The following is a 22,273-nucleotide window of genomic DNA, read 5'->3' as shown; positions in this document are numbered from 1 at the left end:
AAGATCAGGCCATGGCAAGAGCACTCCCCTCACGCTTCTGGGGTGACCTGAAGACGACGGACTTCGAGCACATCGACGCCGCAAAGACGGTCGCCGTCCTGCCGGTGGGCGCCACCGAGCAGCACGGCCCGCACCTGCCGCTGCGGGTCGACCAGCTGCTCGTGGACACGATCCTCGCCGCCGCCCTGCCGCAACTTCCCGCCGACGCACCCGTGCTGGTGCTCCCCACGCAGGCGGTGGGCTACAGCCCCGAGCATTCCCGCTTCGCCGGCACGCTGACGCTGCCCGCATCGGCCGTGATCGACACCTGGGTCCACATCGGCGAGTGCGTGGCGGCGGCCGGCGTGAAGAAGCTGCTGCTCTTCAACGCCCACGGCGGGCAGGTGAGCCTGCTGGACATCGCGGCGCGCGAGCTGCGCACCCGGGCCAACATGGTCGTCTACGGCTGCAGCTGGTGGAACCTGCCGCTGGGCGCCGAGGTCGAGGGCCTCTTCACGGCCGACGAGCACCGCTTCGGTGTGCACGCGGGTGAGATCGAGACGTCGCTGCTCCTGGCCATCGAAGCCGGGCTCGTGGACATGAAGGCCGCGATGAACTTCGGTTCAACCTCCCGCGACCGCTCGGCGCAGTACCCCATCCTCGGCAACGGCAAGAGCGCCAAGCTCGGCTGGCACATGCAGGACTACAACCCGCAAGGCGCAGCCGGCAACGCCGCAGCCGCCACGGCCGACAAGGGCCGGCGGGTGCTCGACGCCGCAGCCCAGCAACTCGCCCTGCTGCTGCAGGAGCTGAGTGCGCTGCCGTTGTCCACGCTGGTGGATCGCCCCGCGAAATAACTCACGTTTGTCCTCATACCTGTGTCGCGACAGGGCGACACAAGACGAACGATGTGAGTTTGGTCACAGCACAAAAGCCTGAGCTTGCATAGACTGCAAGCAACAGGTGCCCACCATGCGATTCGCAGCCCCCGACTTCTCCAAGCAGACGCCGCCTCCCGTCGACCGGGCGCTGGCGGACGCTGCCGAGGGCGCGCCGCGCAGCATGGCCAGCACGTCGCCGCCGTGGCCGGCGGACAGCCCGCCCGACGACCTCGACGAGCGCGTTCGGCTCGCGGGCGAATGGCAGGTCGGCGAGTGGTGAGCAACAAAAAAGGGCGCCTCGGCGCCCTTTGAACTTCAGTCGCGCAGACGCGGCGCTATCAGCGGTTGGAGCTCTCGCCCTGGCCATCCTGCTGGTTGCTGCCCAGCGAATTGCCGCCCGCGGGCTGGTTGCCCTGGTTGGACTGGTTCGCCTTGCTGCGGTTGGCGCTGCGCGCCATGCCGCCCTTGCGGCCGGCTTCACGGGCTTCCTCGGACGTGAACTCGTGGGCGGTGCCCTTCTCGTGCGCCGCGCGGCCGCCTTCGCTGGCGATCTGGCGCTGGCGCTCCGGGTCCATGGACGCGAAGCCGCGGTTGCTCTTGCCGGACTTCATGCCGCCGCTTGCGCCGCCTTGCATGCCCTGCATGTCTTGGTTGTTGGAAGCCATGGTCTGGATCTCCTTGGGTAACGGGTTGGAACTGCATGGCCGCATCTGCGTGGGCCATGCATCGATTGAGCTTGGGTGAGCGTTTCGCGCTCGTCAGGCGCGCCTGCAGTCCGCTGTAGGACGCGGCCTTGCGCGCCTACAGGGCGGCGCCCTGCAAGACGTGTGCGGCGAGGCGCTTGACGAGGCCTTGGGCGTCGTCGGGAAGCCCCGGCGCGGGCTGCGGCTGAGCTTGCAGGCTGGCCACGAGGCGCGTCACCTGCGCCGCCGTGGGCTGCACGGGCCCGAGGAACAGGGCCTCGTCAGCGCGGGCGACCAGCAGCGTGGGGAAGGTCTCGATGTCGATGTCGCCCATGTGGTCCGCCTCGTCCTCGACGTCCACCCAGGCGAAGCGCAGGCCGGGGTTGTCGCGCGCGGCCTGCTCGAAGGCGGGCCGCCAGTCGCGGCACACGCCGCACCAGCCGGCGCACAGGCAGATCACCCACCAATCGGTCATCGGCGCAGTTTAAGGCGCGGCGCGGCAGGGCGCGTAGGCGTCGCGCGCCCCGTCGTAGGCGCTCGTCTGCACCTGCATCAGCCCCAGCACCGAATGGAAGTAGTGGTCGTGCGACACCGGCTCACCGGCGCGCTTGCGCAGGCACTCGGTGGTGATGCCGGTGCGCGCCTGGAAGGCGGGCGACAGCCACGTGATCCACGGCACGCGCTTCTGCACGTCGGGCGCGATGCTGTACGGCATGCCATGCAGGTAGAGGTTGTTCTCGCCGAGCGACTCGCCGTGGTCGGACACGTACACCATCGCCGTCTCGTAGGCGGGCTGCGCCTTGAGCCAGCGGATGGTGGAGGCGAGCACGTGGTCGGTGTACGCGATGGTGTTGTCGTAGGCGTTCACCACGTCCTGCCGGCCGCAGTCCTGCAGGTTGATGCTGGTGCACTCGGGCAGCCAGCGCTTGTACTCCGGTGGCGACCGCTTGCTGTACGCCGGGCCGTGGCTGCCCATCTGGTGCAGCACGAGCACGACGCCGCGCGCGCGGCGCTCGGCGGGCAGCGCCTTCACGCGCGCCTCGAGCCCCTGCAGCATGATGGCGTCGAGGCACTCGCCCCCGGCGCAGAGCACCGGGTCCTTCTCGAAGGTGGTCGCCACGTTGGGGATGCGCTTGCACAGGCCCTTGCAGCCGGCCTGGTTGTCGACCCACAGCACGGCCAGCCCCGCGTGCTGCAGCACATCGAGCAGGTTCTCGCTGTCGGCGCGGCGCGCGTCGAACGCCGTGCGCCCGAGGTGCGAGAACATGCACGGCAGCGACGCCGCCGTGCTCGTGCCGCAGGACCACGCGTTGCGCCAGCTCGCGATGTCCTCGCGCGCGACCTGGGGCGTGGTCTCGCGTGCGTAGCCGTTGACCGAGAAGTTGCCGCTGCGCGCCGTCTCGCCGAGCACCAGCACCAGCATCGGCGGCTTCTCCCGCGTACCGGCGACCTGCGCGTCGCGACCCAGCGGCTCCATCGGGCCGATCGGGTTGCGCAGCGGGCGCGTGCCCAGCTCGGCCAGGGCGTAGAGCGAATTGAGCGGGTTGAGCAGGTAGCGCAGCTGCTTGTGGTTGCGCATCGTGCCCGCCAGCGGCTGGAACTGCGCGAGCAGGAAGGCCGCGCAGGCGGCGAGCGCGGCGCCGGCGAGCAAGGCGTTGCGCACGGCTTGGCGCCGCCACCCAGGCCACGGCCCGAGCGGTGCGCGCGCCACCAGCCAGGCCGGCAGCAGGGCTGACCAGGCCAGCGTGAACAGGAGGTCCCACCCGACGAGGCCGCCCACCTCGCGCGGGTCCGTCTGCGCGACGTTGACCATCATCGTGCTGTCGATCACCACGTGGTAGGCCAGCATGTAGTGCAGGCCGATGCCGGCCGCCACGAGGAGGAACACGAGCCACGGCTTGAGCACGCCGCGCCACGCGAACAGGCTGGAGAGGGCGACCAGCAGCGCGCCGCTGATGGCGGCCAGCGCGGCGGCGAGCAGCCAGTCGGCAGGGCCGTTCAACGCGCCGAGCGCGTGCAGCTCGCTCCACAATGCGAGGTTGCCCACGGTGGCCAGCCACGTGCAGGCGGCCACCACCAGGGTGGCGGGCGCCACCGCCCAGCGCTTGCGATCCATCAGAACTCCGAGACGGCGAATTTGCGGTGCAGGCCGTCCAGGGCCCAGCAGGTGGCGCAGCAGATCCAGGCGGTCCAGAGCGTGTGGCTCATGAAGTGCGCGCCCCTGAGCTGCTGGGCGATGCCGAGCAGGGTGCCCGCGGCCAGCGAGCCCGCCAGCCATGTCGCCGCATGGCTGCGGTCATTGTCGCGGAAAGCGAACCAGCCGGCGACGAAAACGAACCCGGACGAGGCATGGCCCGCCGGGAAACAGTGCCCCGCGCCGCCGTCGGCCAGCTGCGACCAGTGCGAGACATATTGCGCGACGCCGCCGAACTGCTGCAGGTCCCACGGGCAGCTCGTCACGCTGAACCCCTTGAGCAGCGACACGGCCGCGGCCGCCACGAGAGTGCTCACGGCCAGCTGCAGGCGCTGCGCCACCGGCAGGCGTGCGAGCGGGCCGGCGGGGCGCCAGGCGCCCACGCACAGCAGCAGGGCGAGCGCCCACGAAAGCCAGCGGGCGCCGTCGTGCAGGACGGTGGTCAGGAGCCAGTGGTGGCGCAGGGGGAAGCCGGATTCGTCGCCGGACCATTGCGCCACCGCGAAGTCGAGGCCGAGCACGTCCCACCCGATGACGAGTGCGAGGCAGGCAACGAGGACCGTGCCGGCGCCCACGCGCCGCACCGCGGGCGTCGGGCCGGCGCTCAGCGCGGGTACAGACATGGGTCGGCATGGTGCACCGGCCGGCTTAAGTCATCCTTAACGGCAGAATGGGGCATGCGGGTACTGGTGGTCGAGGACGACGAAGGCATCGCGGGCGGGCTGGCGGCGCACCTGCGCAAGCAGGGGCTCGCGGTGGACGTCGTCGCTTCCGTCCGCGACGGGTGGACCGCGTTGGCGGCGGAGCCCTTCGACATGGTGCTGCTGGACCTGGGCCTGCGGGACGGCGACGGCACGACGCTGTTGCGGCAGTTGCGCGCGGCGCCGGCGGGGCGGCTGCCCGACCCGCACACCCCCGTGCTGATCATGACGGCGCGCGACGAGGTTGCGTCGCGCATCGCCGGGCTCGACCTCGGCGCCGACGACTATGTCGCCAAGCCTTTCGATCCCGACGAGCTGGCCGCGCGCATGCGCGCGTTGCGCCGCCGTGCGGCGGGGCGCGCGCTGCCGACGATCGCGTACGGCGAGCTGGTCATTGACCCGGCCGCGCGCACGGTGACGCGCGGCGGCGCCCCGGTGGAGCTTTCGCCGCGCGAGTTTTCCGTGCTGCTCGCCTTGCTGGAGGAGCGGCCGCACGTCCTGTCGCGCGCGCAGCTCGAAGCGCGCCTGTACAACTTCGACAGTGCCCTCGACAGCAACGCGATCGAGGTGCACGTGCACCGCTTGCGGCGCAAGCTGGGCGAGGGGCTCGTGCGCACGGTGCGCGGCGTGGGCTACTTCATCCCCGCGGAGCCTGCACCTTGAAGCCCGGCAACTCGCTCGCGCGCGACCTGTTCGCCTGGGTGCTGGGCGGCCTCGGTGTCGTGTGGGCCAGCCTGCTGGTCGCCGGCTGGCAGGCGGGGCAGCACGAGGCCGACGAACTGACGGACGGCCACCTCGCCAGCACGTCCGCGCTGCTCATGGCCTATGCCAACGGCAGCTTCATGCGCGAAAGCGGCGCTCGCCTGCCGGACACCGCGAGCGACCTGCGCGCCCACGACTACCAGCAGTCGCTGAGCGTCATCATCTGGGACCCGCGCGGCAACGTGCTGGCGCGCAGCGGCGACGCGCCGGAACCCGGGTTCGGCAGCCCGGAAGGGTTCACGACGCTGTCGCTCGGCGAGCCGCCGCAGCCGTGGCGCGCGTTCTCGCGCTGGAACGACTCGCACGACCGCCGCGTGATGGTGCTGCTCTCGGAACGGGAGCGCGACGACCTGGCCGACGACATTGCGGGGCAGGTGATCGCGCCCAGCCTGTGGCTGCTGCCGGTCGTGGCGCTGGTGCTGGGGTTTGCCATCCACCGCGGGCTGCGCTCGCTTCACGAGCTCTCGCAGCAGGTGCATGCGCTCGACGTCGAGCGCGGCCAGCAGCTCGACGCCGCCGCGCGGCCGCGCGAGCTGCAGGGCACGGTGGACGCCATCGACAAGCTCGTGGTGCGCTACCAGGCGGCGCTGGAGCGCGAGCGGTCGCTGGCGAGCGAGTTCGCGCACGAGCTGCGCACGCCGCTCGCCTCCATCTCGCTGCAGGCGCGTGCGCTGCAGGATGCGGACGGCGCGGAAGTGCCGGCGCTGGCGCGCCGCCTCGAAGTGGATGCCCTGCGTGCCGCTGAAGTGCTGTCGCACCTGCTGGCGCTCGCGCGTGCCAGCCGCACCGAGCTGGCCGAGGCCGCCCAGCCGGTGGCACTCGGCGAGCTGGCGCAACGCGTCGTCGCCGAGATGGCGCCGCAGGCCGACCGCACCGGGCATGAGCTGGAACTCGTCGCCGATGCCCCGCTGGCGGTGCCGGGCCACGCCGTGTTGCTGGAGCTGGCGCTGCGCAACCTGCTGGAAAACGCCGTGAGCCACACGCCGCGTGGCACGCACGTGCGGGTGGAGGTCGACGCGCCGCGGCGCACACTGGCGGTGTGCGACGACGCGAGCGACGCCGCGTCCGACAGCGCGACGCCGGCGCTGCGACTGGGGCTCGGCCTGCGGGTGATCGAGAAGGTGGCGGCCGTGCACGGCGCGCGCTTCGAAGCGGGCACCAACCCCGCAGGCGCGGGGCGCCGCTACGCCATCACCTTCCCCCCTCAGGAGTAGGTGACCCAGTCCTTGTACTCGGGTGCGTCCAGGTGCGGGATGGCGTTGTACATCACGAGCATGTGGCGCTTGGGCGTGAACGCGAACTCGGTGACCGAGGTGTTGCGGATGCGCAGGTTCAGGTCGATCGTCGTTTCCGCGCCGGTGCCGAGCACGTAGCCCACCGCTGTCGAGATCGGCCCGCCGCTGGTGACGACCAGCACGTTCTGGCCATAGTGGTTGGCGCGCACGTGGTCGAGCGCGCTGGACACCCCGGTCACGAAGTCGTTGTACGACGGCATGCCCCTGGGGCTGACCACGCCCGCCATCCATTGCGCGAGCCCGTCGCGCAGCAGGCGGAAGTGGTGGCGGTACATCTCGGGCGACGTCGGCTTTTCCAGCTTGTGCGGGTGCACGGTGGCGATCACGGCCTCGCTGTCGTATTCGTTCAGGCCTTCCCACGAGAGGTGCTCGCCCGCCCGGTCCATGCCCTTGAGGATGCCCTCCAGCGTCTGCTTGTGGCGGCGCAGCGTGCCGGCGATGAAGGCGTCGAAGTGGATGCCCTTGCGGGCGAACCATTCACCCAGGCGCACGCTCTGCTTGTGGCCGAGCTCGCTCAGGTTGTCGTAGTCGGCCTCGCCGAACGAGGCCTGGCCATGGCGCACCATGTATAGCGTTCCCATGCGGCGGATTGTGGCGAGCGCAAGCAGGCGTGTCCGTCCCGCTCGCGACTGTCGCCGAAGGCTCACACGCACGCGGCGCCTTGTCTGTCATACCAAGGGCCGCGAATGGCGTTGTCATCGGCGGATCGGCGACAACCACAAGGAGAAAACGATGGCGCGCTATGGCAAGAAGGCTTCGGACAAGGTCGAAGAGGAGATGCACGAGTTCAAGCGGGGCACCCTCAAGAGCGGCAGCGGCAAGAAGGTGACCAGCCGCAAGCAGGCCATCGCGATCGGGCTGTCCGAGGCGCGCAGGGAAGGCGGCAAGGTGCCTGCGAAGAAGTCTTCGGGCGGCACGAAGACGGCTGCGAAGAAGACGTCGGGCGCGCGCAAGACGGCGGCGAAGAAGTCCACGACGGCGCGCAAGAGTGCGGCGAAAAAGTCGACGACGTCACGCAAGACGGCTGCGAAGAAGTCGACGACTTCACGCAAGACGGCCGCCAAGAAGTCCACGACTTCACGGAAGACGGCCGCCAAGAAGTCGACCACGTCGCGCAAGACTGCTGCGAAGAAATCCACCACCTCTCGCAAGTCGGCCTCGGCGAAGAAGTCTTCGACCGGCCGCAAGACCAGCGCCCGCAAATCGACGGGCCGCAAGTCCGCGGCGAAGAAGTCTTCCTAGCGGCTGTCAGCCCTGCAGCACGCGGGCGAACACGTCGGTGTCGACGTTGCCGCCCGTCAGCGCGAAACCGACGGTGGCGCCCGGCCACCGCCCGCGCCCCTTGATCGCAGCGGCCAACCCCGCGGCGCCGGCGCCTTCGGCCACGTTGTGCGTATCGGCAAAGAGGATGCGCATCGCCTCGGCCACTTCGTCGTCGGTGACGGTGACGATGTCCTCCGCCTCGCGCAGGACGATCTCCAGCGCCTCCTCATCGGCAATGCGGCAAGCCATGCCGTCGGCAAGCACCGCCGTCACCGGCGACTCGACCACGCGCTTCGCCCGGAACGAATCGAGGTAGGTCGTCGCATGCGCCGAGACCACGCCGACGAGCTTGCTCTTCGCACCCGTGAACGCGCGCGCCGCCGCGGCCGCGCAGAAGCCGGAGCCCTGGCCGACCGGCACGTACACGACCGCCGGCTCCTCGCCGCGCGGAAAACTCTCGAAGAACTCGACCCAGTAGGTCATCACGCCGCGCACGAGGTCGCGATGGAACGACGGCACCATGTGCAGCCCGCGCTCCTGTCCAAGCGCGATCGCATACTCCCGCGCGGCCTGGAAGTCCTCGCCATGCTCCAGCAGCTCGACACCGAGCGCGCGCATGGCCGCGTTCTTCTCCACCGAGTTGCCGTGCGGCACGACGATGGTCGCCGCCAGCCCGTACTTGCGCGCGCCCCAGCCCACCGACTGGCCGTGGTTGCCGCGCGTGGCGGAGACCACGCCTCGCGTCGCGGGCTCGGTGCGCGCCAGCGCCTCGAAGTACACCTGCCCGCCGCGCACCTTGAACGCCCCGGCCGGCGTGTGGTTCTCGTGCTTCACCCACACCTTGATGCCCAGCCGCTCGCGCAGCAGCGGCCACGCGTACTGCGGCGTCGGCTTCATCATGGCGTAGACGACGCGCTGCGCCGCTTCGACTTCTTCTCGCGTGATCGGGTTCATGCGCCCTCCGGCAGCAGGTTCGATTCGAGCTTGACGCGGCCCTTCGGCGTGTCGAACACGGCGCACAGCTTCGGCGCGCCTTCCTTCACGTGCACGCCGGCCAGGCCGATCGCGTCGAAGGCCGTCGCGAGCTTCCTGTGCTCGGGGTGCGCGACGCCGAACGACTGCAGCGTCACGCCCGACTCGGGCATGCCCGGCACCGGGTGCGTCGCGCCCCACTCGATCAGCGTGGGCAGCGCACCGTCGAACAGGCGCTGGCCGTCGTCGCGCACGGCGATCTGCCATTCGAGCAGGCCGCGCGGCGTCATGCGCGAAGCCTTGAGTGCGCGGCCGCGGTCGATGCCGAGCTCGGCCCATGCCCGCAACGCCGGTGCGATCTCCGGCACCACCGTGACGAAGTGCGCCAGGCGCGGCTCTTCCTTCACGGCGCGCTGCAAACGCGCGTCGTCCATGTCGAACCAGCGGCGGCGCCCGTCCTGCGGCTCGCGGCCCGGCTGGATCGCGATGATCTCGAAGTAGGCGCGCGGGTAGTCCACCGTGGCGATGCGCAGCAGCCGGTTGTGCGTGCCCATCAGCGGGTGTTCGCCGCCCGGGCCGGGCTCGACGCCCAGCGTCTCACGGCACCAGGCCGCGCCTTGCTCCAGGCTCGCGGCGACGACGACGAGGTGGTCGATGCGTGCGGTCATATCAGTACTGTCCCGTCCACGCACGTCACCGACGCGCCGCCGATCCAGATGTCCGCGCCCTCGCGCTCGACGTGCACCCGCCCCGCGCGGCCGAGGGCGGTGCCCTGGCTGGCGATGTAGCGCTCGGGCGCCAAACCCGCGCCGATCAGCCATTGCGCAAGCGCGGCGTTCAGGCTGCCCGTCACCGGGTCTTCGGCCATGCCGTTGTTGCCGGGGAAGAAGGCGCGCACTTCGAAAGCGATGTCGTCGTTGCGCGGCGCGACCACGCCGACCTTGCCGCGCGGGCCGACCACGCCGACGTCCAGGCCGGCCAGGATTTGCGCATCGGGCTTGAGCGCGAGCACCTGCTCGGCCGACTTGAGCATCACACCGCGCCAGTTGGGCCCGTTGTCGCACCACGAGTGCGCCACGATGTCGTCGCGCGCGATGCCGAGGCCGCGTGCGATCAGGGACACGTCTTCTTCCGCCAGCGGCCCGCTCTTGCGCAACGGCGGCGCGGCGAAGGCGAGGCGTTCCCCGCTTCGCTTGAGCTTCACGAGGCCCACGCCGCACTCCTGCACGATGTAGTCGCCCTTCGGCTTGCCGCCGGCTTGCAGCCACGCGTGGCACGAGCCCAGCGTGGGGTGGCCGGCGAACGGCAGCTCGCGGCCGGGGCAGAAGATGCGCACGCGATAGTCAGCACCGGCTTGCGTGGGCGGCAGCAGGAAGGTGGCTTCGGACAGGTTGGTCCAGTTCGTGAAGTGCTGCATCTGCGCGTCCGACAGGCCGCTGCCGTCCAGCACCACGGCCAGCGGGTTGCCGCGGTAGGCCTCGGCGGTGAAGACGTCGACTTGCTTGAACGGGCGCTGCTTCATGGAGTCCTCACGATAGGGCAATGTCCAGCACGCCGCGCGCGGCAGGCAGCGCGCGGATGCCGTCGTACCAGGCCCGCAGGTGCGGGCGTGGCTTGTGTTGCATCGGCAGGCCCCACCAGCGATGCATCTCGCAGGCGATGGGGATGTCCGCCATGGTCAACCCGTCGCCTGCCATGAATTGTCGGGAGGCCAGGTGGGCTTCGAGCACGTCGAGCAACGGTTCGGCGAGCTGCACCGAGCCTGCAATTTTCTCGTCGCTGCGCTTTTCGGCCGGCGTGCGGACGTACTGGATGAACGCTTCGCGGCCGGCGGGGTTCAATGTGGTCTGCTGCCAGTCCATCCAGCGCTCCGCGTCGAAGCGTTCGCGCAGGTCGGTGGGGTACAACGCGCCGGGTGAATGCTTCGCCGCGAGGTAGCGCACGATCACGTTCGATTCGTAGAGCGTGAAGCCGTCGGGCTCCTCGAGCACCGGGACCAGCGAGTTGGGGTTCTTCGCGATGTACTCGGGTGTCTTCGTGACACCGAACGCAGCGCCCGCGTCGATGCGCTCGAACGGCACCTGCAGCCACTGCGCCGCCAGCACGACCTTGCGGACGTTGATGGAGGAAATGCGGCCCCAGATGCGCGTCGTCATTGCCGGATGGCTTCCCGGATCGCCTGCCCCAGCGCAGCGACTCCCGTGTCGATCTGCTCCACCGTCGCCGTCACGAACGACAACCGCAGCGTGCGCGGATCCGCATGCTCGGCGTAGAACGCCGCGCCCGGCACGAACGCGACGCCGCGCTCCACGGCCTTCGGCAGCAGGTCGATCGCGGACAGCCCTTCGGGCAGGCGCGCCCACAGGAACATGCCGCCGTCGGGCGCGTTCCAGCTCACGTCGAGGTCGCCCAGCTCGCGCGTCAGCGCAGCCAGCATCGCGTCGCGCTGCGACTTGTACAGCGCGCGGATCTTCGGCACGTGGCGGCCGAGGAAGCCGTTCTTCAGCACCTCGGCCACCATGCGCTGGTTGAACGTGGGGCTGTGCAGGTCGGCCGCCTGCTTGGCCTGCAGCAGCTTGGGCGCGATGGCCGCGGGCGCGACGATGTAGCCCAGGCGCAGGCCCGGCGCGAGCACCTTGGAGAAGGAGCCGAGGTAGATCATGCCCTCCGGGTTGCGTGCGGTGAGCGGCGCCGGCGGCGGCGCGTCGAACCACAGGTCGCCGTAGGGGTTGTCTTCCACGATCGGCAGGCCGTGCTCGGCTGCGCTTTGGACGAGCGCCGCGCGGCGCGCTTCGCTCATCGTGCGGCCGGTGGGGTTCTGGAAGTTGGGCAGCACATAGAAGAAGCGCGCGCCGTCGGCCTTGCGCGCGAGGTCGTCCACGTCCACGCCTTCCGCATCGCTGGCGACGCCCACGACCTGCGGCTCCATGGGCGTGAAGGCCTGCAGCGCGCCGAGGTAGGTGGGCGTTTCCACGAGGATGCGGCTGTCGGCGTCGATCAGCACCTTGGCCACGAGGTCCAGGCCCTGCTGCGAGCCGGTGGTGATGAGCACCTGCGACGCGTCGACGTTCCACGGCAGCATCGCCGCCACCGCTTCACGCAGCGGCGCATAGCCTTCGCTCGCCGCGTACTGCAGCGCGGCCTGCCCGTCGGTGCGCAGCACTTCGGCGCAGGCCTGCTCGAACTCCGTGACGGGGAAGGTCTTGGGCGAGGGCAGGCCGCCCGCGAAGCTGATGATGCCCGGCCGCTCCGTGACCTTGAGGATCTCGCGGATCACCGAGGGGTTCATGCGCTCGGCGCGGCGCGCGAGGGTCCAGGTGGGCTTCAGGTCGTTCATCTTCATTCCAGGGGCTCCAGGTCAGGCCCGCGCCAGTTGCACGGGCATCTTCTTGCCGACGAAAACGGTCGCGATCACCGCCACGGCGAAAGCGAGGGTCAGGGTATCGAGCCGCTCGCCGAGCAGCGGCACGGCGAACAGCATGCTGAGGAAGGGCTGCACCAGCTGCACCTGGCTCACGCGCACCGTGCCGCCCAGCGCGAGGCCGCGGTACCACGCGAAGAAGCCGATCCACATCGAGAACACGGCGACGTACGCGAAGCCCCACCACGCCGAGTCGTTCAGCTCGTGTTGCGGCCTTGTGGCGAGCGCGAAGGGCAGGGTGACGGGCAGGGAGATCACGAGCGCCCAGCAGATGACGTGCTCGGCGCGCATCGTCTGCGACAGGCGCGCGCCGTAGCCGTAGCCGACGGCTGCGCAACCCATGGCCGCGAGCAGCAGCGCGTCGGCGGGGTGCAAGGCGACGCCGCTTCCTGCCTTGAGCACTGCAAATGCCACGACGAGCGCGCTGCCGGCGGCCGCGCAGGCCCAGAAGCCGGGGGAGGGTTTCTGCCGGTGCAGCATCGCGCCGACCGCCGCGGTGGCCAGCGGCAGCACACCGACGATCACGCTCGCGTGCACGGCTTCGACGTAGCGCATCGCGATCGACGTGAAGAGCGGGAAACCGAACACCACGCCCGCGGACGTGATCGCCAGTGGCAGCCATTGCTCGCGCGTCGGCCACGGCGCGCGCGTCGCCAGCAAATAAGCCGCCGAGAAGATCGCAGCGACCGCCGCGCGGCCCAGCGCGATGAACACACCCGACATCTGCGGGTCGGCCGGCGTGCCCACGGCCAGGCGCGTCATCGGCAGCGTGAGCGCGAAGATCACGACACCGGCGAGGCCGAGCCACAGGCCCTGGATTTCTTCCTTCCTCACACCACCACCATCCACGCGGCGGTGGCAAGCAGGATGAGCGCAAGCCCGCGGTTGAACCAGAGCAGCCGCTGCCCGTGCGCGAGCCAGCGGCGAAGCATCGAGCCCACCAGCGCATAAGTGAAGTTGCTCGAGAACGCGAAGGCGAGCATCACCGCGCAGATGATCGCGAGCCGCTCGTTCGGGTTGGCCGCGGGTTGGCCACCGGCATTGACCACCCAGCCCGCGGTGAGCGTGAGCGCGAGCATCCATGCCTTGATGTTGACGAACTGCAGGCCCACGCCCTGCCAGAAGCCGACGTTCAGCCGGGACGCATCCACTTCGGACAGCTTCGACGCCGTGGCCACCTTCCACGCCAGCCACACCATGTAGCCGACGCCCACCAGCTTCACGCCCCAGCGCAGCGCCGGCACGCCCAGCACGATGGCGCCGAGGCCCAGGCCGCTGAGCACCATCATCAGCGTCCAGCCCATGGGCACGGCCACGCAGAAGCGCAGCGCGCGCCTGAGGCCGTGGTTGGCCGCGAGCGCGGTGGACAGCGTCGTGTTCGGCCCCGGCGAGAAGCTCATCGCCGTGCAGAACAGGAGCAGTGCGGTCAGCTCTTGCGGGGACATGAAGTTCACTGTAATGTTCGTCACCAGTACACAGCCAGTACAGTTTGCCAGATCACCGGGGAAACTGTATTGCCCGCTTCGGCAGTACACCGAAAGGACCCACGCCCATGCTGATGAAGGCCAGTTCGCAATCGCTCACCGAGCAGCTCGCGGCGCGCTTCGGCGAGCGCATCCGCAACCGGCTGATGGTGCCGGGTGCGCGGCTGCCCAGCGTGCGGCAGTGCGCGCAGCAGCACGGCGTGAGCCCGTCGACGGTGGTGGCCGCGTACGACCAGCTGCTCGCGCAGGGCTTGGTGGAGGCGCGCAAGAACCGCGGCTTCTTTGTGCGCGAAGCCGCGCCCGTGCGGGTGGAGGAGGCGCCGCCCAGCGTGCCGGGCGAGACGTTTGCCAACGGCTTCAGCACGATGCACTTCCTGGCCGCGCGCCGCGCGCAGGCGCCGGTCAATGCCACGGCGCTCATCCGCGGCATGTTCCACAAGATCAGCAACAAGCCGCAGCCGGGCATGGGCGTGCTGCCGCCGGAGTGGATGGAGTCCACCTTCATGTCGGCCGCGGTGCGCAAGGTGACGAGCACGCGGGCGCTGCACGACTTCTCGTTGAAGTACGGCGAGCCGATGGGCGACCCGGCGTTGCGCCGCGCGCTCGCGCAGAAGCTCGCGGGCATCAACGTGCCCGCCGCGCCGGAGCAGATCATCACCACGGTGGGCGCGACGCACGCGCTCGACATCGTCAGCCGCACGATGCTGCGCCCCGGCGACCCGGTGATGGTGGAGGAGCCGGGCTGGGCGGTGGAGTTCGCGCGCCTCGACGCACTGGGCATGCGCATGCTGCCCGTGCCGCGCCGCGCCGACGGGCCGGACCTGGACGTGATGGCGAAGTACTGCGAGCTGCACAAGCCCAAGCTGTACGTGAGCGTGAGCGTGCTGCACAACCCCACGAGCTACTGCCTCACGCCCGGCAGCGCGCACCGTATCCTGCAACTCGCGAACAAGCACGACTTCCACATCGTCGAGGACGACACCTACAGCCACATCGCGCCCGCGCATGCGCCGCGCCTGTGCGCGCTCGACGGCCTGCAGCGCACGATCTACGTGAGCGGCTTCGCGAAGATCCTCGCGCCCAACTGGCGCATCGGCTACCTCGCCGCGCCCACGTCACTTGTGGAACAGCTGCTGGACACGAAGCTGCTGGCCACGCTCACCACGCCCGCGTTGCTGGAGCGGGCGCTGGCGCTGTGCATCGAGCAGGGCCAGTTCCGCCGGCATGCGGAGCGCATCCGCACCAAGCTCGATGCGGCGCGCTCGCGCAGCGTGAAGCTGGCGATGAATGCGGGGTGCGAGTTCGTTGCGGAGCCCGCCGGTTTGTTCGGTTGGGTCGACACCGGCGTGGACACCGATGCGCTGGCGCAGCGGATGCTCGACGAGGGCTACCTGCTCGCGCCCGGCGCGTTGTTCCATGCGGAGCGCAAGCCGAGCACGCTCATGCGCATCAACTTCGCGACGACGCAGGAGGCGGGGTTCTGGAAGAAGTTCGGGGAAGTGCGCAGGAAGATGTGAGGGGCCGTCGAACTACTTGCCACCGTGCTGAGTATTGACGAGCAAGTACTGATGTCCCGACTCGCTCTCATTTGACGAACGCGGTCTCGTGGCGACGCTGCAAGTCGAGGTCGATCGACGCCTCTCCCGAAGCAATGGAAGGCACTACAGCTGGTGATGTACTCACACCAGCGTCACAATTCATCCGAATGTGAGTTCAGACGCGCTCGCGAGACTGCGTCGAGCCAATCCGTCCAGGCGGCCGGGTCCATCGGCCGTCCGTCGGCAGCTACCTGCAAGCCGCCCAGGATGCCTGCAAGGTCGTCGGATCGCGTCATCTCGAAGAGATGCTCGATGAAAAAGACCATTGCTCGATATCCATCGACTGTGGACAACATTTCCTGTTCCATACAAATGCTCATGGTTTGACAGGCAAGGAGAGGCCTGAACTCGGGTTGAACGGTCTGGCCTCCGCGTTCAGCCCTCCATTAATGATCTCACCGTTTCGACTTTGCGCCCAGAGCTGGGTTCCATCCGCCTGAGTTCTTGCATGCCACGTGTTGCCCCACTTGTCCTTGCCGAGAACTGCCTTTGCATCCCCCGTGAGCTCTTCGAGCAACGCACGATTTGCAGGGGTGTCGCGCAAGTGCCCCGGAGCGTCACGGAAGATGTGCCGGACACGGTTCTCCGCGATGGCGCAATTTGCAATTGGCTTTGTGATCCGCAGCGTCGCGAGCAACCGCCCAGCCAAGGCGCCCACCCCGTCCGTCGCGGCGAGCAGGCCTATGCTCGTGTAAACGTCGACAAGAGCGTCTTGGTACTGCTTGAACTCTCCTTCGATGTTTGGAAGACCGTTTCCGCCAGCCTGCAGACCCTTCGCGTCGGAGAACACGAGGGGACTCATGTTCGCGTAGGCGACGCGACTCCATCCTCCAACCAAGCCCACGGGGTCGGTCTGCGCATACCGGCCGCCACAAACTGGGCAGTAGCTTCGGAAGCCGTTCTGATTCAGTTCGGTCTCAGAGTCGTAGTACTGGCCTTCGAATCGGTGGTTCACCACGACTGCAGGAGTCGTAGCCTTCAGCAGCACACTGCCCGAGGTCCAAAGCACACCTGTCGGTCGATTGGACCCGGACGCTGAATACGCCCACTGCCACACCACCTGATTGCTGCTGTCCGTGATCAGTCGCGGCGAACCGATGTGGTCGGTGTGCATCGCGTAGAACTTCCCGTTGCGGTAGATGCCCGCGAGCAGCGCGCTGCCATCTTTCGTCGGCAGCCAGATGTACTCCGACGTGCCACGACCGCTCGCGGAGCCGTTGTCGTACTCTCCGAGCATCGCCCAGCTCGGGAGCTCGCCGTCCGCATAGACGAACGCTTGGCCGACGCTGGTGTTCGCGCCATTGCCCTTCGCAAAGATCCAGCCGAAGTTCTTGCGCAGCCAGTTGACGAAGCTGTTGCCCAGGACAGTCTCGTTCGGCAGTGTCTGCGCAACCTCGGGTTCGCTCTTGAAGATTCGCTGCCCGCGCCAGTTGTACAGGTAACGGATGGCGGCGGCCTCACCGTCCTTCATGAGCTCGACGCGGGAGATTCGGCCGGTGTCGTCGTAAACGAACTTGCGAAGGCCGTCGGAAGTCATCGAGCCGTTGGCGTCGATGCCGTAGCTGACCGTGCTGCTGGTGCTGGACACCGGCTGGCCGTTCTGCGTGCGCGTCAGGGTCTGCGTGAATCCGAGTAGACGGTTGCTACCGTCGTCAATCTTCAGTGCGGTGTTTGCCGACTGCGCGAAGTTCGGTTGGTCGAAAGTGCCTTCGAGGTCCACATCGCTGCCTTGTGTCTCCAAGGCGGTGAGGCGGTTTGAGTTGGCATCGTAGGAGTAGACGCTCCTGGCGCCTTGGCGCTCGAGGCTCGTCAAGCGATTCCGGCGGTCGTAGCCCGCGGTCCACGTGATCGGCGCCTTGTACAGCTCGGCGACGGTCGTTGTGCCGCTGATCACGGTGCGCGTGGCCCACAGGTCCTGAACGATGCCCGTGATACGCCCCGCCGAATCCCACGTGTACCGGGAGAACTCCGTAGAGGTCATCCTGCCGTCGCTGTCGAAGGTGCGCGCGGCGGTATCCCCGTTGCTCCACGCCCAACTGCGCGGCTGGCCCAGCGCCGTGTGGGTGATGTTGCTCATGAAGGCGAACGTCACTTTGTTCTTGCCCGGCTCCAGCACGTCGATCCCGGTGATGCGGCCAGCGGTTCTTCTGTAGACCACCTGCAATCCGCTCGGGTAGACGATCTTCGAGAGGTTGCCAGCGGAATACGTGTAGCCAACGCGGAAGCGGCTGGGATTGGACGGGTTGTCGTTGACCGTGTTGTCGACCAGCGCCGGACGGCTGAGCGGGTCGCGGGTGTACGAGCTCGTGCCGCCCTTGGTTTCGGCCTTGGCAATCGCGCCGGCGGCGTCGTAGGCGAGCGTCGTCGTGCTGCCGGCGGAGAAGCGGACGGCGGTTGCGCGGCCGAGCGCGTCGCGGTCGATGCGTGTCGTCTGGTTCTTTGCGTCCGTGCTCTGAGTCACTTCGCCATTGGCGTTGCGGGTGTACGTGATGCTGCCGATATCGGGGCTCGTCTCGCGCATCACCTCGCCGAAGGCGTTCACCTCGTAGCCGGTGGCTACGTTCTTCGGGTCCACAACCTTCGTGAGCTGGTCCAGTGCGTTCCATGACTGGGTCGCCGTGGCGTTGTCGTCGAAGGTGGTGACCGTGGCACGCCGCAGCGCATCGAGCGCCTGCGTGGTGGTCTGGGTCAGCGGGTCGGTCTCCGAGACCTGCGACCCATTCGCGTCGTACCCAAGCTGCGTTGCCTGGCCGGCGGCGCCCTGCACCTGCGCGACCTGGTTGAGCGCGTTGATGACGCGGCTCGTCGCCTGCGCGATGTTGCCGCTCGCGTCCTTCACCTCGTGGCGCACGGCGTTGCCAGCGCGGTCGAGGGTGTACGTGACGACTGCGCCGTTGCTGTCGGACGCGCCGATCAAGCGGTGGGCCGCGTCATAGGAGTAGGTGACCTGGTAACCACTGTGGAGCGTCGCGCTGGCAAGCTGGCCGCTGGGCATGTATGCAAAGCGGGTGGTCTCGCCGCCGCTCTCCTGCGCAACCACTTGGCCAGCGAGGTCGTAGGCGTAGCGGGTGACGAGCCCGCTCGGCGCGGTTTGCGTGAGGACTCGGCCAGCTTCATCGAACGTCCACGTCGTCACTTGCCCCAGCGGATCACGAAGGCTCGTCCGGCTCCCCTCGCTGTCGTAACCCATGGTCCAGACGACGCCCGTCGGTTCCGTGGCCGTGGCGGGGAGATTGTTGGCGCCATAGGTCCATCGCCAAGTGCGCGATTCGCCTCTGGGGGTGTCTGTCACCGTCTCCGTGAGCAAGTTGCCCAGGCTGTCGTAACTCAGTTCGGTGACGCGGCCGGCTTCGGTGATGCGCACTGGCAGGCGCATCGTGGGATGCCACTCGAGCTGTGAAGTCTGTGCCTCCGGCCGGTTCGCCGCGTTGGTCTGCGAAGTCGGCAGCCGGCGTTGCGCGTCCCACGAGAAAAGCGTGGTGACGCCGAGGTAGTCGGTCTCGCTGGTCACGAGCCCGTTTGCGTCGAGTGTGCGCTGCGCGACGTCGCTGCCGTCGCCACCGGGTGCGCTCGCTTGCGTGAGCGCAATGCCGCTGGCTGCGCCGCCCAGGCGCGAGTACTGGAAGCTGCGCGTGGTGCCCAGAGGGTCGGTGACCGCCGTGGATTGGTTGCCGTAGGCAACGCTGCGCCGAGCCACACCGCCGGCCAGTTCACTCAGGATCGCACGACCTGTCTCGTCGTACGCGTAGTTGCCCCAGCGTTGGCCGTTCTGGTCGATCAGCCCTGTCACGGCGTTCGGCCAGCGCGCGTCTTCATAGAGATAGCCTCGGCTCGTGCCGTTCGGGTAGCTGCTGCCTGCAAGGCGTCCGGTGGCGTCGAAGCCGAACGCCACCGCGCTGCCCGATCCGCTGACCCGCACCAGGCGACCTGCAGAATCGGTTTGGAACGAAAGCGAGCGGCCGAAGGCGTTGGTGACACGAGAGAGCTGGCCGCCCGAGTAGGCGTAGCCATAGGCCCAGCCGTTGCGGCTGCGCACGAGGAGCACACGGCCTGTCGCCTTGTCGAACTCGAAGACGGTCTCGTCATCGGTGCGCCTGACCACGATGCGGTCAGCTGTTTCCGTCATCGTGTCCGCGTTGCCGTCGGCCTGCCACGAGGCCGGCCCGGTGGGCACGATCGCGGGCGCCGCGCAATCCGCGCCCGCCGGGCAACTCCAGTTGGCACCAGCGCCTGCCGGCACGGCCGCATTGCGGAAGCGGATGGAGGCGCCGTCACCGAAGAGCACCGTGCGCCACTCCGTGCCGAGCACGACACGGTGCGCATGGTTATGGCTCCACGACGCGCCCAACCCCGCCGCAGGTGCTTCATCCCAGCGGCTCGCGAAGTGCCGCGTGAGCGTCAACGGATGCGGCCGCGTGTCGCGGATGTCGGTTTCGGCCAGCAGCTTGGTGCCCGACGTGAGCTCGATGGGCAGCGGGGTGCGATGGCACATCTGCGCCTGCTGTGCCGGCCGCCCCAGCACCGTCATCTTGACCAATGCCCGGTTCGTGCAGCCTTCGCAGGCAATGGACAGCACGGCCTCTCGAGTCGCGCCCACCAGGTCCCACGTCGACGAGTACTTGATGCGCACCTCCCCATTTGCGTCGGTGTACGGGGTGCTCTCGAACGTGAATCCCCCGAAGTTGCCGGTGTGCAGGTACAGCAGCACCATCACCCCGGCTTTGGGCGTGCCCTGCATCACCTTGGCCGTGAACACGACGGGCCCGTCACCGACCTTGATGGTTCTTCCACCGTTCGACGCCACCGTGCGCGGTGTCGGCGACGTGCAGGTCTTGCCGTCCTGCGTCAGGTACCCGTCATCGCAGAAGCACTGCGGGTACTGCCCCCACGAGGTGAAGCTGAGCGTCGCGTTGGCAGGGCAGGAGTAGTCGCCCGGCTCCGGGTACAGCCCGGTCAGGGTCGCCCTGTACCCATCCGTGTACTCGCAGTACTGGTTGCCCGACATCGAAACGTAGATGCCCTGGAACGTGCGTGTGCCGGTGTATTTGGTGCAGGCCGCTTCCTTGGTGCAGCTGGCCGTGAAGCGCTGCGAGGCGGCCCACCACGAGGCAGGACACTTGGACAAGACTTCGACCTGCCCCCCGGCGTGTGCGGGCAGTGAAGGCAATCCGAAAAACGCGGCTGCAAGAAGTGCAGGCGCAAGACGGCGAATGAGCGCGCAGGCGCGCGCGACGAGCAATGTCGGCAAGAGTCCGCTCCCTGGTTAACTGGGCCGGAGCGGAATCTATTCAGAACGGCCGGGCTTGAGACCTATACGTCCGTAGGAGGGCAGGCCGCACACGCGATATTCTCCCGGTCTGAAACAGAGGACCCCCCATGAAGCAGTTGAAGTTCCTGGCCCCCATCCTTTTCGCCGTCACCTCCACCCTCGCCACCGCCGCCTTCCCCGAAAAGCCGATCAGGATCGTCATCGGCTTCCCCGCCGGCGGCCCGCTGGACCAGCACGCTCGCCTGCTGTCCGAGAAACTGCAAGCCGCCCTCGGCCAGCCCATCGTCATCGACTACAAGGCCGGCGCCGGCGGCACGGTCGGCGCGCAGGAAGTGATGAAGGCCCCGCCCGACGGCTACACGCTCATGCTGGCCAACACCGGCGTGATGGTGATCAACCCCGCCCTCTACACCAAGCTGCCGTACCACACGACGCGCGACTTCACGCCCATCGCGCGCACCGCGATGCAGCCGCTCGCGTTGCTGGTGAACCCGAAGGTGCCCGTCAACACGCTGCCCGAATTCGTCTCGTACGCAAGGACGCGCCCCGGCCAGGTGAACTACGGCTCGGCCGGCAACGGCGGCATCAGCCACCTCGTGCCGGAGATGTTCAAGACGGCCACGGGCCTGTTCATGGTCCACATTCCGTACCGGGGCAGCGCGCCCGCGTTCACGGACCTGATGGCCGGCCAGGTGCAGTTCATGGCCGAATCGATCCCGCAAGCCGCCGCGTACCACAAGCAGGGCAAGGTGAAGGCGCTGGCCGTGACGAGCCGCGAGCGCAATCCCGCACTGCCGGACACGCCCACCGTCATCGAAAGCGGCATCAAGGACTTCGAAGTCGTGGGCTTCTACGGCTTCCTCGCGCCCGCGGGCTTGCCCAAAGACGTGGCCGCGAAGCTGAGCGATGCGTTCCGCCAGGTCCTCACCAACCCGGACATCCGCAACCGCATGATCACGCAGGGCGCCGACCCGGCGTTCCTGGGCCACGAGGAGTTCGCGCGCTACCTGCAGGAGCAGATGCCGCGCTGGGCCGACGCGGTCAAGCGCTCCGGCGCGCGGCTGGACTGAGCCGCCGCCGGGCCGCCCCCAAGGCGGCTACGCCCCCTCGGGGGGCAGCGAAGCGTGGGGGCGCATTTGTCAGGCCGCCTCGGACGAGATGCGCCGCCGCAGGTTGCGAAAGCGCGCCTGCGGGTCGCTGCCGAACAGCGGGTCCGTCATGGCCGGCGCCGCGTCGCGCGCCGCCGCCCAATCCGACTCCGTGAGCAGCTTCTCGGCGGCGGGCAGCACCTCCTCTTCCTCGCGCGCGATGTGGTTGCCCCAGTACACCAGGTAGGTGGCGGCGGCCACTTCGATTTCCGCGCGCGACACGACCGAGTCGTTCTCGGCCTGCTGCAGCAGCTCGCGCAGGTTTTCGCCGGCCTTGGCGATCACGCGGTGCTCCTGGTGCAGCCGCTGCAGCACCTTGCGGTGCTGCGCGCTGCGTTGGGCAAGCCTGCGGAAGGCTTCGTCCTCGCGCGGGTGGTGCACCTGGTCGGCGTAGTCGCGCAGGTAGTCGATGATGTCCAGCATCAACTCGTAGTTCGGTGTCTCCCCGGTGTACAGCACGTCCACCTGCTCCTGCAGCAGGTGCAGCAGCCGGTTGAAGTACTCGTGCTCGAGGCGCCAGGCGGCGACGGCGGGGTGGTGGCTCATGAATCCAGAATGCACGCTTGCGCGCCGCCCGTATTGACGCGAATCAACGAGCTGCCGCCGCCGTCCGACAGGCGTTC

General features: G+C 68.6%; 22 protein-coding genes. 7 read left to right on the top strand and 15 right to left on the bottom strand.

Annotation, left to right across the window (positions count from 1 at the left end):
- The first annotated feature begins 11 nt into the window (after positions 1-11).
- Together H8R02_RS11320 and H8R02_RS11315 are read left to right on the top strand one after the other, a co-directional pair.
- Positions 12-836, top strand: coding sequence for a creatininase family protein (locus tag H8R02_RS11320; protein ID WP_187081497.1), 825 nt, complete (start codon positions 12-14; stop codon positions 834-836).
- Between the two features lie 115 nt (positions 837-951).
- Positions 952-1,140, top strand: a complete 189-nt coding sequence (locus tag H8R02_RS11315; protein WP_187081496.1) for a hypothetical protein — start codon at positions 952-954, stop codon at positions 1,138-1,140.
- Between the two features lie 58 nt (positions 1,141-1,198).
- On the opposite strand, the gene H8R02_RS11310 is transcribed toward H8R02_RS11315, so the two are convergent.
- From H8R02_RS11310 to H8R02_RS11295, 4 genes are all read right to left on the bottom strand, one after another.
- Complete coding sequence (locus H8R02_RS11310; protein WP_187081495.1) at positions 1,199-1,525, bottom strand: KGG domain-containing protein; 327 nt, start codon at positions 1,523-1,525, stop codon at positions 1,199-1,201.
- Positions 1,526-1,661: 136 nt separating this feature from the next.
- Positions 1,662-2,018, bottom strand: coding sequence for a protein disulfide isomerase family protein (locus tag H8R02_RS11305; protein WP_187081494.1), 357 nt, complete (start codon positions 2,016-2,018; stop codon positions 1,662-1,664).
- Between the two features lie 9 nt (positions 2,019-2,027).
- A complete protein-coding gene (locus tag H8R02_RS11300; RefSeq protein ID WP_187081493.1) occupies positions 2,028-3,659 on the bottom strand; it encodes a phosphoethanolamine transferase in 1,632 nt (543 codons plus the stop codon).
- A complete protein-coding gene (locus H8R02_RS11295) occupies positions 3,659-4,360 on the bottom strand; it encodes a phosphatase PAP2 family protein (RefSeq protein WP_187081492.1) in 702 nt (233 codons plus the stop codon). Before H8R02_RS11295 ends, H8R02_RS11300 begins: the two co-directional genes overlap by 1 nt.
- A gap of 54 nt (positions 4,361-4,414) precedes the next feature.
- Here H8R02_RS11295 and H8R02_RS11290 point away from each other — a divergent pair, with 54 nt between their 5' ends.
- Together H8R02_RS11290 and H8R02_RS11285 are read left to right on the top strand one after the other, a co-directional pair.
- Positions 4,415-5,101: a response regulator transcription factor gene (locus tag H8R02_RS11290; RefSeq protein ID WP_187081491.1), complete on the top strand. Its 687-nt coding sequence runs from the start codon at positions 4,415-4,417 to the stop codon at positions 5,099-5,101.
- Positions 5,098-6,414 carry a sensor histidine kinase N-terminal domain-containing protein gene (locus H8R02_RS11285; RefSeq protein WP_187081490.1) on the top strand — a complete coding sequence of 439 codons (1,317 nt, stop codon included), beginning with the start codon at positions 5,098-5,100 and terminating at the stop codon, positions 6,412-6,414. Before H8R02_RS11290 ends, H8R02_RS11285 begins: the two co-directional genes overlap by 4 nt.
- Here H8R02_RS11285 and H8R02_RS11280 read toward each other — a convergent pair.
- Positions 6,405-7,076 carry a histidine phosphatase family protein gene (locus H8R02_RS11280; protein WP_187081489.1) on the bottom strand — a complete coding sequence of 224 codons (672 nt, stop codon included), beginning with the start codon at positions 7,074-7,076 and terminating at the stop codon, positions 6,405-6,407. The genes H8R02_RS11285 and H8R02_RS11280 overlap by 10 nt on opposite strands.
- Positions 7,077-7,227: 151 nt before the next feature.
- Between H8R02_RS11280 and H8R02_RS30375 the strand changes: the two genes are divergently transcribed.
- The gene (locus tag H8R02_RS30375) at positions 7,228-7,737 is read left to right on the top strand and encodes a DUF6496 domain-containing protein (protein ID WP_187081488.1); all 510 of its coding nucleotides are present in this window, start codon (positions 7,228-7,230) and stop codon (positions 7,735-7,737) included.
- 6 nt (positions 7,738-7,743) lie between these two features.
- Here H8R02_RS30375 and H8R02_RS11270 read toward each other — a convergent pair whose 3' ends face one another.
- Genes H8R02_RS11270 through H8R02_RS11240 form a run of 7 tightly spaced genes read right to left on the bottom strand, consistent with a single transcriptional unit; the run spans position 7,744 to position 13,596 of the window.
- Positions 7,744-8,712 carry a threonine dehydratase gene (locus H8R02_RS11270; RefSeq protein WP_187081487.1) on the bottom strand — a complete coding sequence of 323 codons (969 nt, stop codon included), beginning with the start codon at positions 8,710-8,712 and terminating at the stop codon, positions 7,744-7,746.
- Positions 8,709-9,398, bottom strand: coding sequence for a VOC family protein (locus H8R02_RS11265; protein WP_187081486.1), 690 nt, complete (start codon positions 9,396-9,398; stop codon positions 8,709-8,711). The genes H8R02_RS11270 and H8R02_RS11265 overlap by 4 nt, the downstream gene beginning before the upstream one ends.
- Positions 9,395-10,252: a PhzF family phenazine biosynthesis protein gene (locus H8R02_RS11260; RefSeq protein WP_187081485.1), complete on the bottom strand. Its 858-nt coding sequence runs from the start codon at positions 10,250-10,252 to the stop codon at positions 9,395-9,397. Before H8R02_RS11260 ends, H8R02_RS11265 begins: the two co-directional genes overlap by 4 nt.
- A gap of 7 nt (positions 10,253-10,259) precedes the next feature.
- The gene (locus H8R02_RS11255) at positions 10,260-10,886 is read right to left on the bottom strand and encodes a glutathione S-transferase family protein (RefSeq protein WP_187081484.1); all 627 of its coding nucleotides are present in this window, start codon (positions 10,884-10,886) and stop codon (positions 10,260-10,262) included.
- Positions 10,883-12,073 carry an aminotransferase-like domain-containing protein gene (locus H8R02_RS11250; RefSeq protein WP_187081483.1) on the bottom strand — a complete coding sequence of 397 codons (1,191 nt, stop codon included), beginning with the start codon at positions 12,071-12,073 and terminating at the stop codon, positions 10,883-10,885. The genes H8R02_RS11255 and H8R02_RS11250 overlap by 4 nt, the downstream gene beginning before the upstream one ends.
- Positions 12,074-12,088: 15 nt before the next feature.
- On the bottom strand, positions 12,089-12,985 hold the full coding sequence (locus tag H8R02_RS11245; protein WP_187081482.1) for a DMT family transporter: 897 nt from the start codon (positions 12,983-12,985) through the stop codon (positions 12,089-12,091).
- A complete protein-coding gene (locus H8R02_RS11240) occupies positions 12,982-13,596 on the bottom strand; it encodes a LysE family translocator (protein WP_187081481.1) in 615 nt (204 codons plus the stop codon). The genes H8R02_RS11245 and H8R02_RS11240 overlap by 4 nt, the downstream gene beginning before the upstream one ends.
- A gap of 107 nt (positions 13,597-13,703) precedes the next feature.
- Here H8R02_RS11240 and H8R02_RS11235 point away from each other — a divergent pair, with 107 nt between their 5' ends.
- Entirely contained in the window at positions 13,704-15,152 is a 1,449-nt protein-coding gene (locus H8R02_RS11235; RefSeq protein ID WP_187081480.1) for an aminotransferase-like domain-containing protein, read from the top strand.
- A 173-nt stretch (positions 15,153-15,325) separates the two neighbouring features.
- On the opposite strand, the gene H8R02_RS11230 is transcribed toward H8R02_RS11235, so the two are convergent.
- The gene (locus H8R02_RS11230) at positions 15,326-15,499 is read right to left on the bottom strand and encodes a hypothetical protein (RefSeq protein ID WP_255429288.1); all 174 of its coding nucleotides are present in this window, start codon (positions 15,497-15,499) and stop codon (positions 15,326-15,328) included.
- 50 nt (positions 15,500-15,549) lie between these two features.
- Positions 15,550-20,358, bottom strand: a complete 4,809-nt coding sequence (locus H8R02_RS11225; protein WP_187081478.1) for an RHS repeat-associated core domain-containing protein — start codon at positions 20,356-20,358, stop codon at positions 15,550-15,552.
- A 251-nt stretch (positions 20,359-20,609) separates the two neighbouring features.
- Here H8R02_RS11225 and H8R02_RS11220 point away from each other — a divergent pair, with 251 nt between their 5' ends.
- A complete protein-coding gene (locus tag H8R02_RS11220) occupies positions 20,610-21,572 on the top strand; it encodes a Bug family tripartite tricarboxylate transporter substrate binding protein (protein ID WP_187081477.1) in 963 nt (320 codons plus the stop codon).
- 69 nt (positions 21,573-21,641) lie between these two features.
- Here H8R02_RS11220 and H8R02_RS11215 read toward each other — a convergent pair whose 3' ends face one another.
- The gene (locus H8R02_RS11215; protein ID WP_187081476.1) at positions 21,642-22,196 is read right to left on the bottom strand and encodes a hemerythrin domain-containing protein; all 555 of its coding nucleotides are present in this window, start codon (positions 22,194-22,196) and stop codon (positions 21,642-21,644) included.
- Positions 22,197-22,273 lie beyond the last annotated feature (77 nt).

The sequence above is a fragment of the Ramlibacter albus genome (assembly GCF_014297445.1).
GTDB lineage: Bacteria > Pseudomonadota > Gammaproteobacteria > Burkholderiales > Burkholderiaceae_C > Ramlibacter > Ramlibacter albus.
The sequence above is the reverse complement of the archived record's forward strand: the minus strand, read 5'-3'. Positions and strand labels throughout refer to the sequence as shown.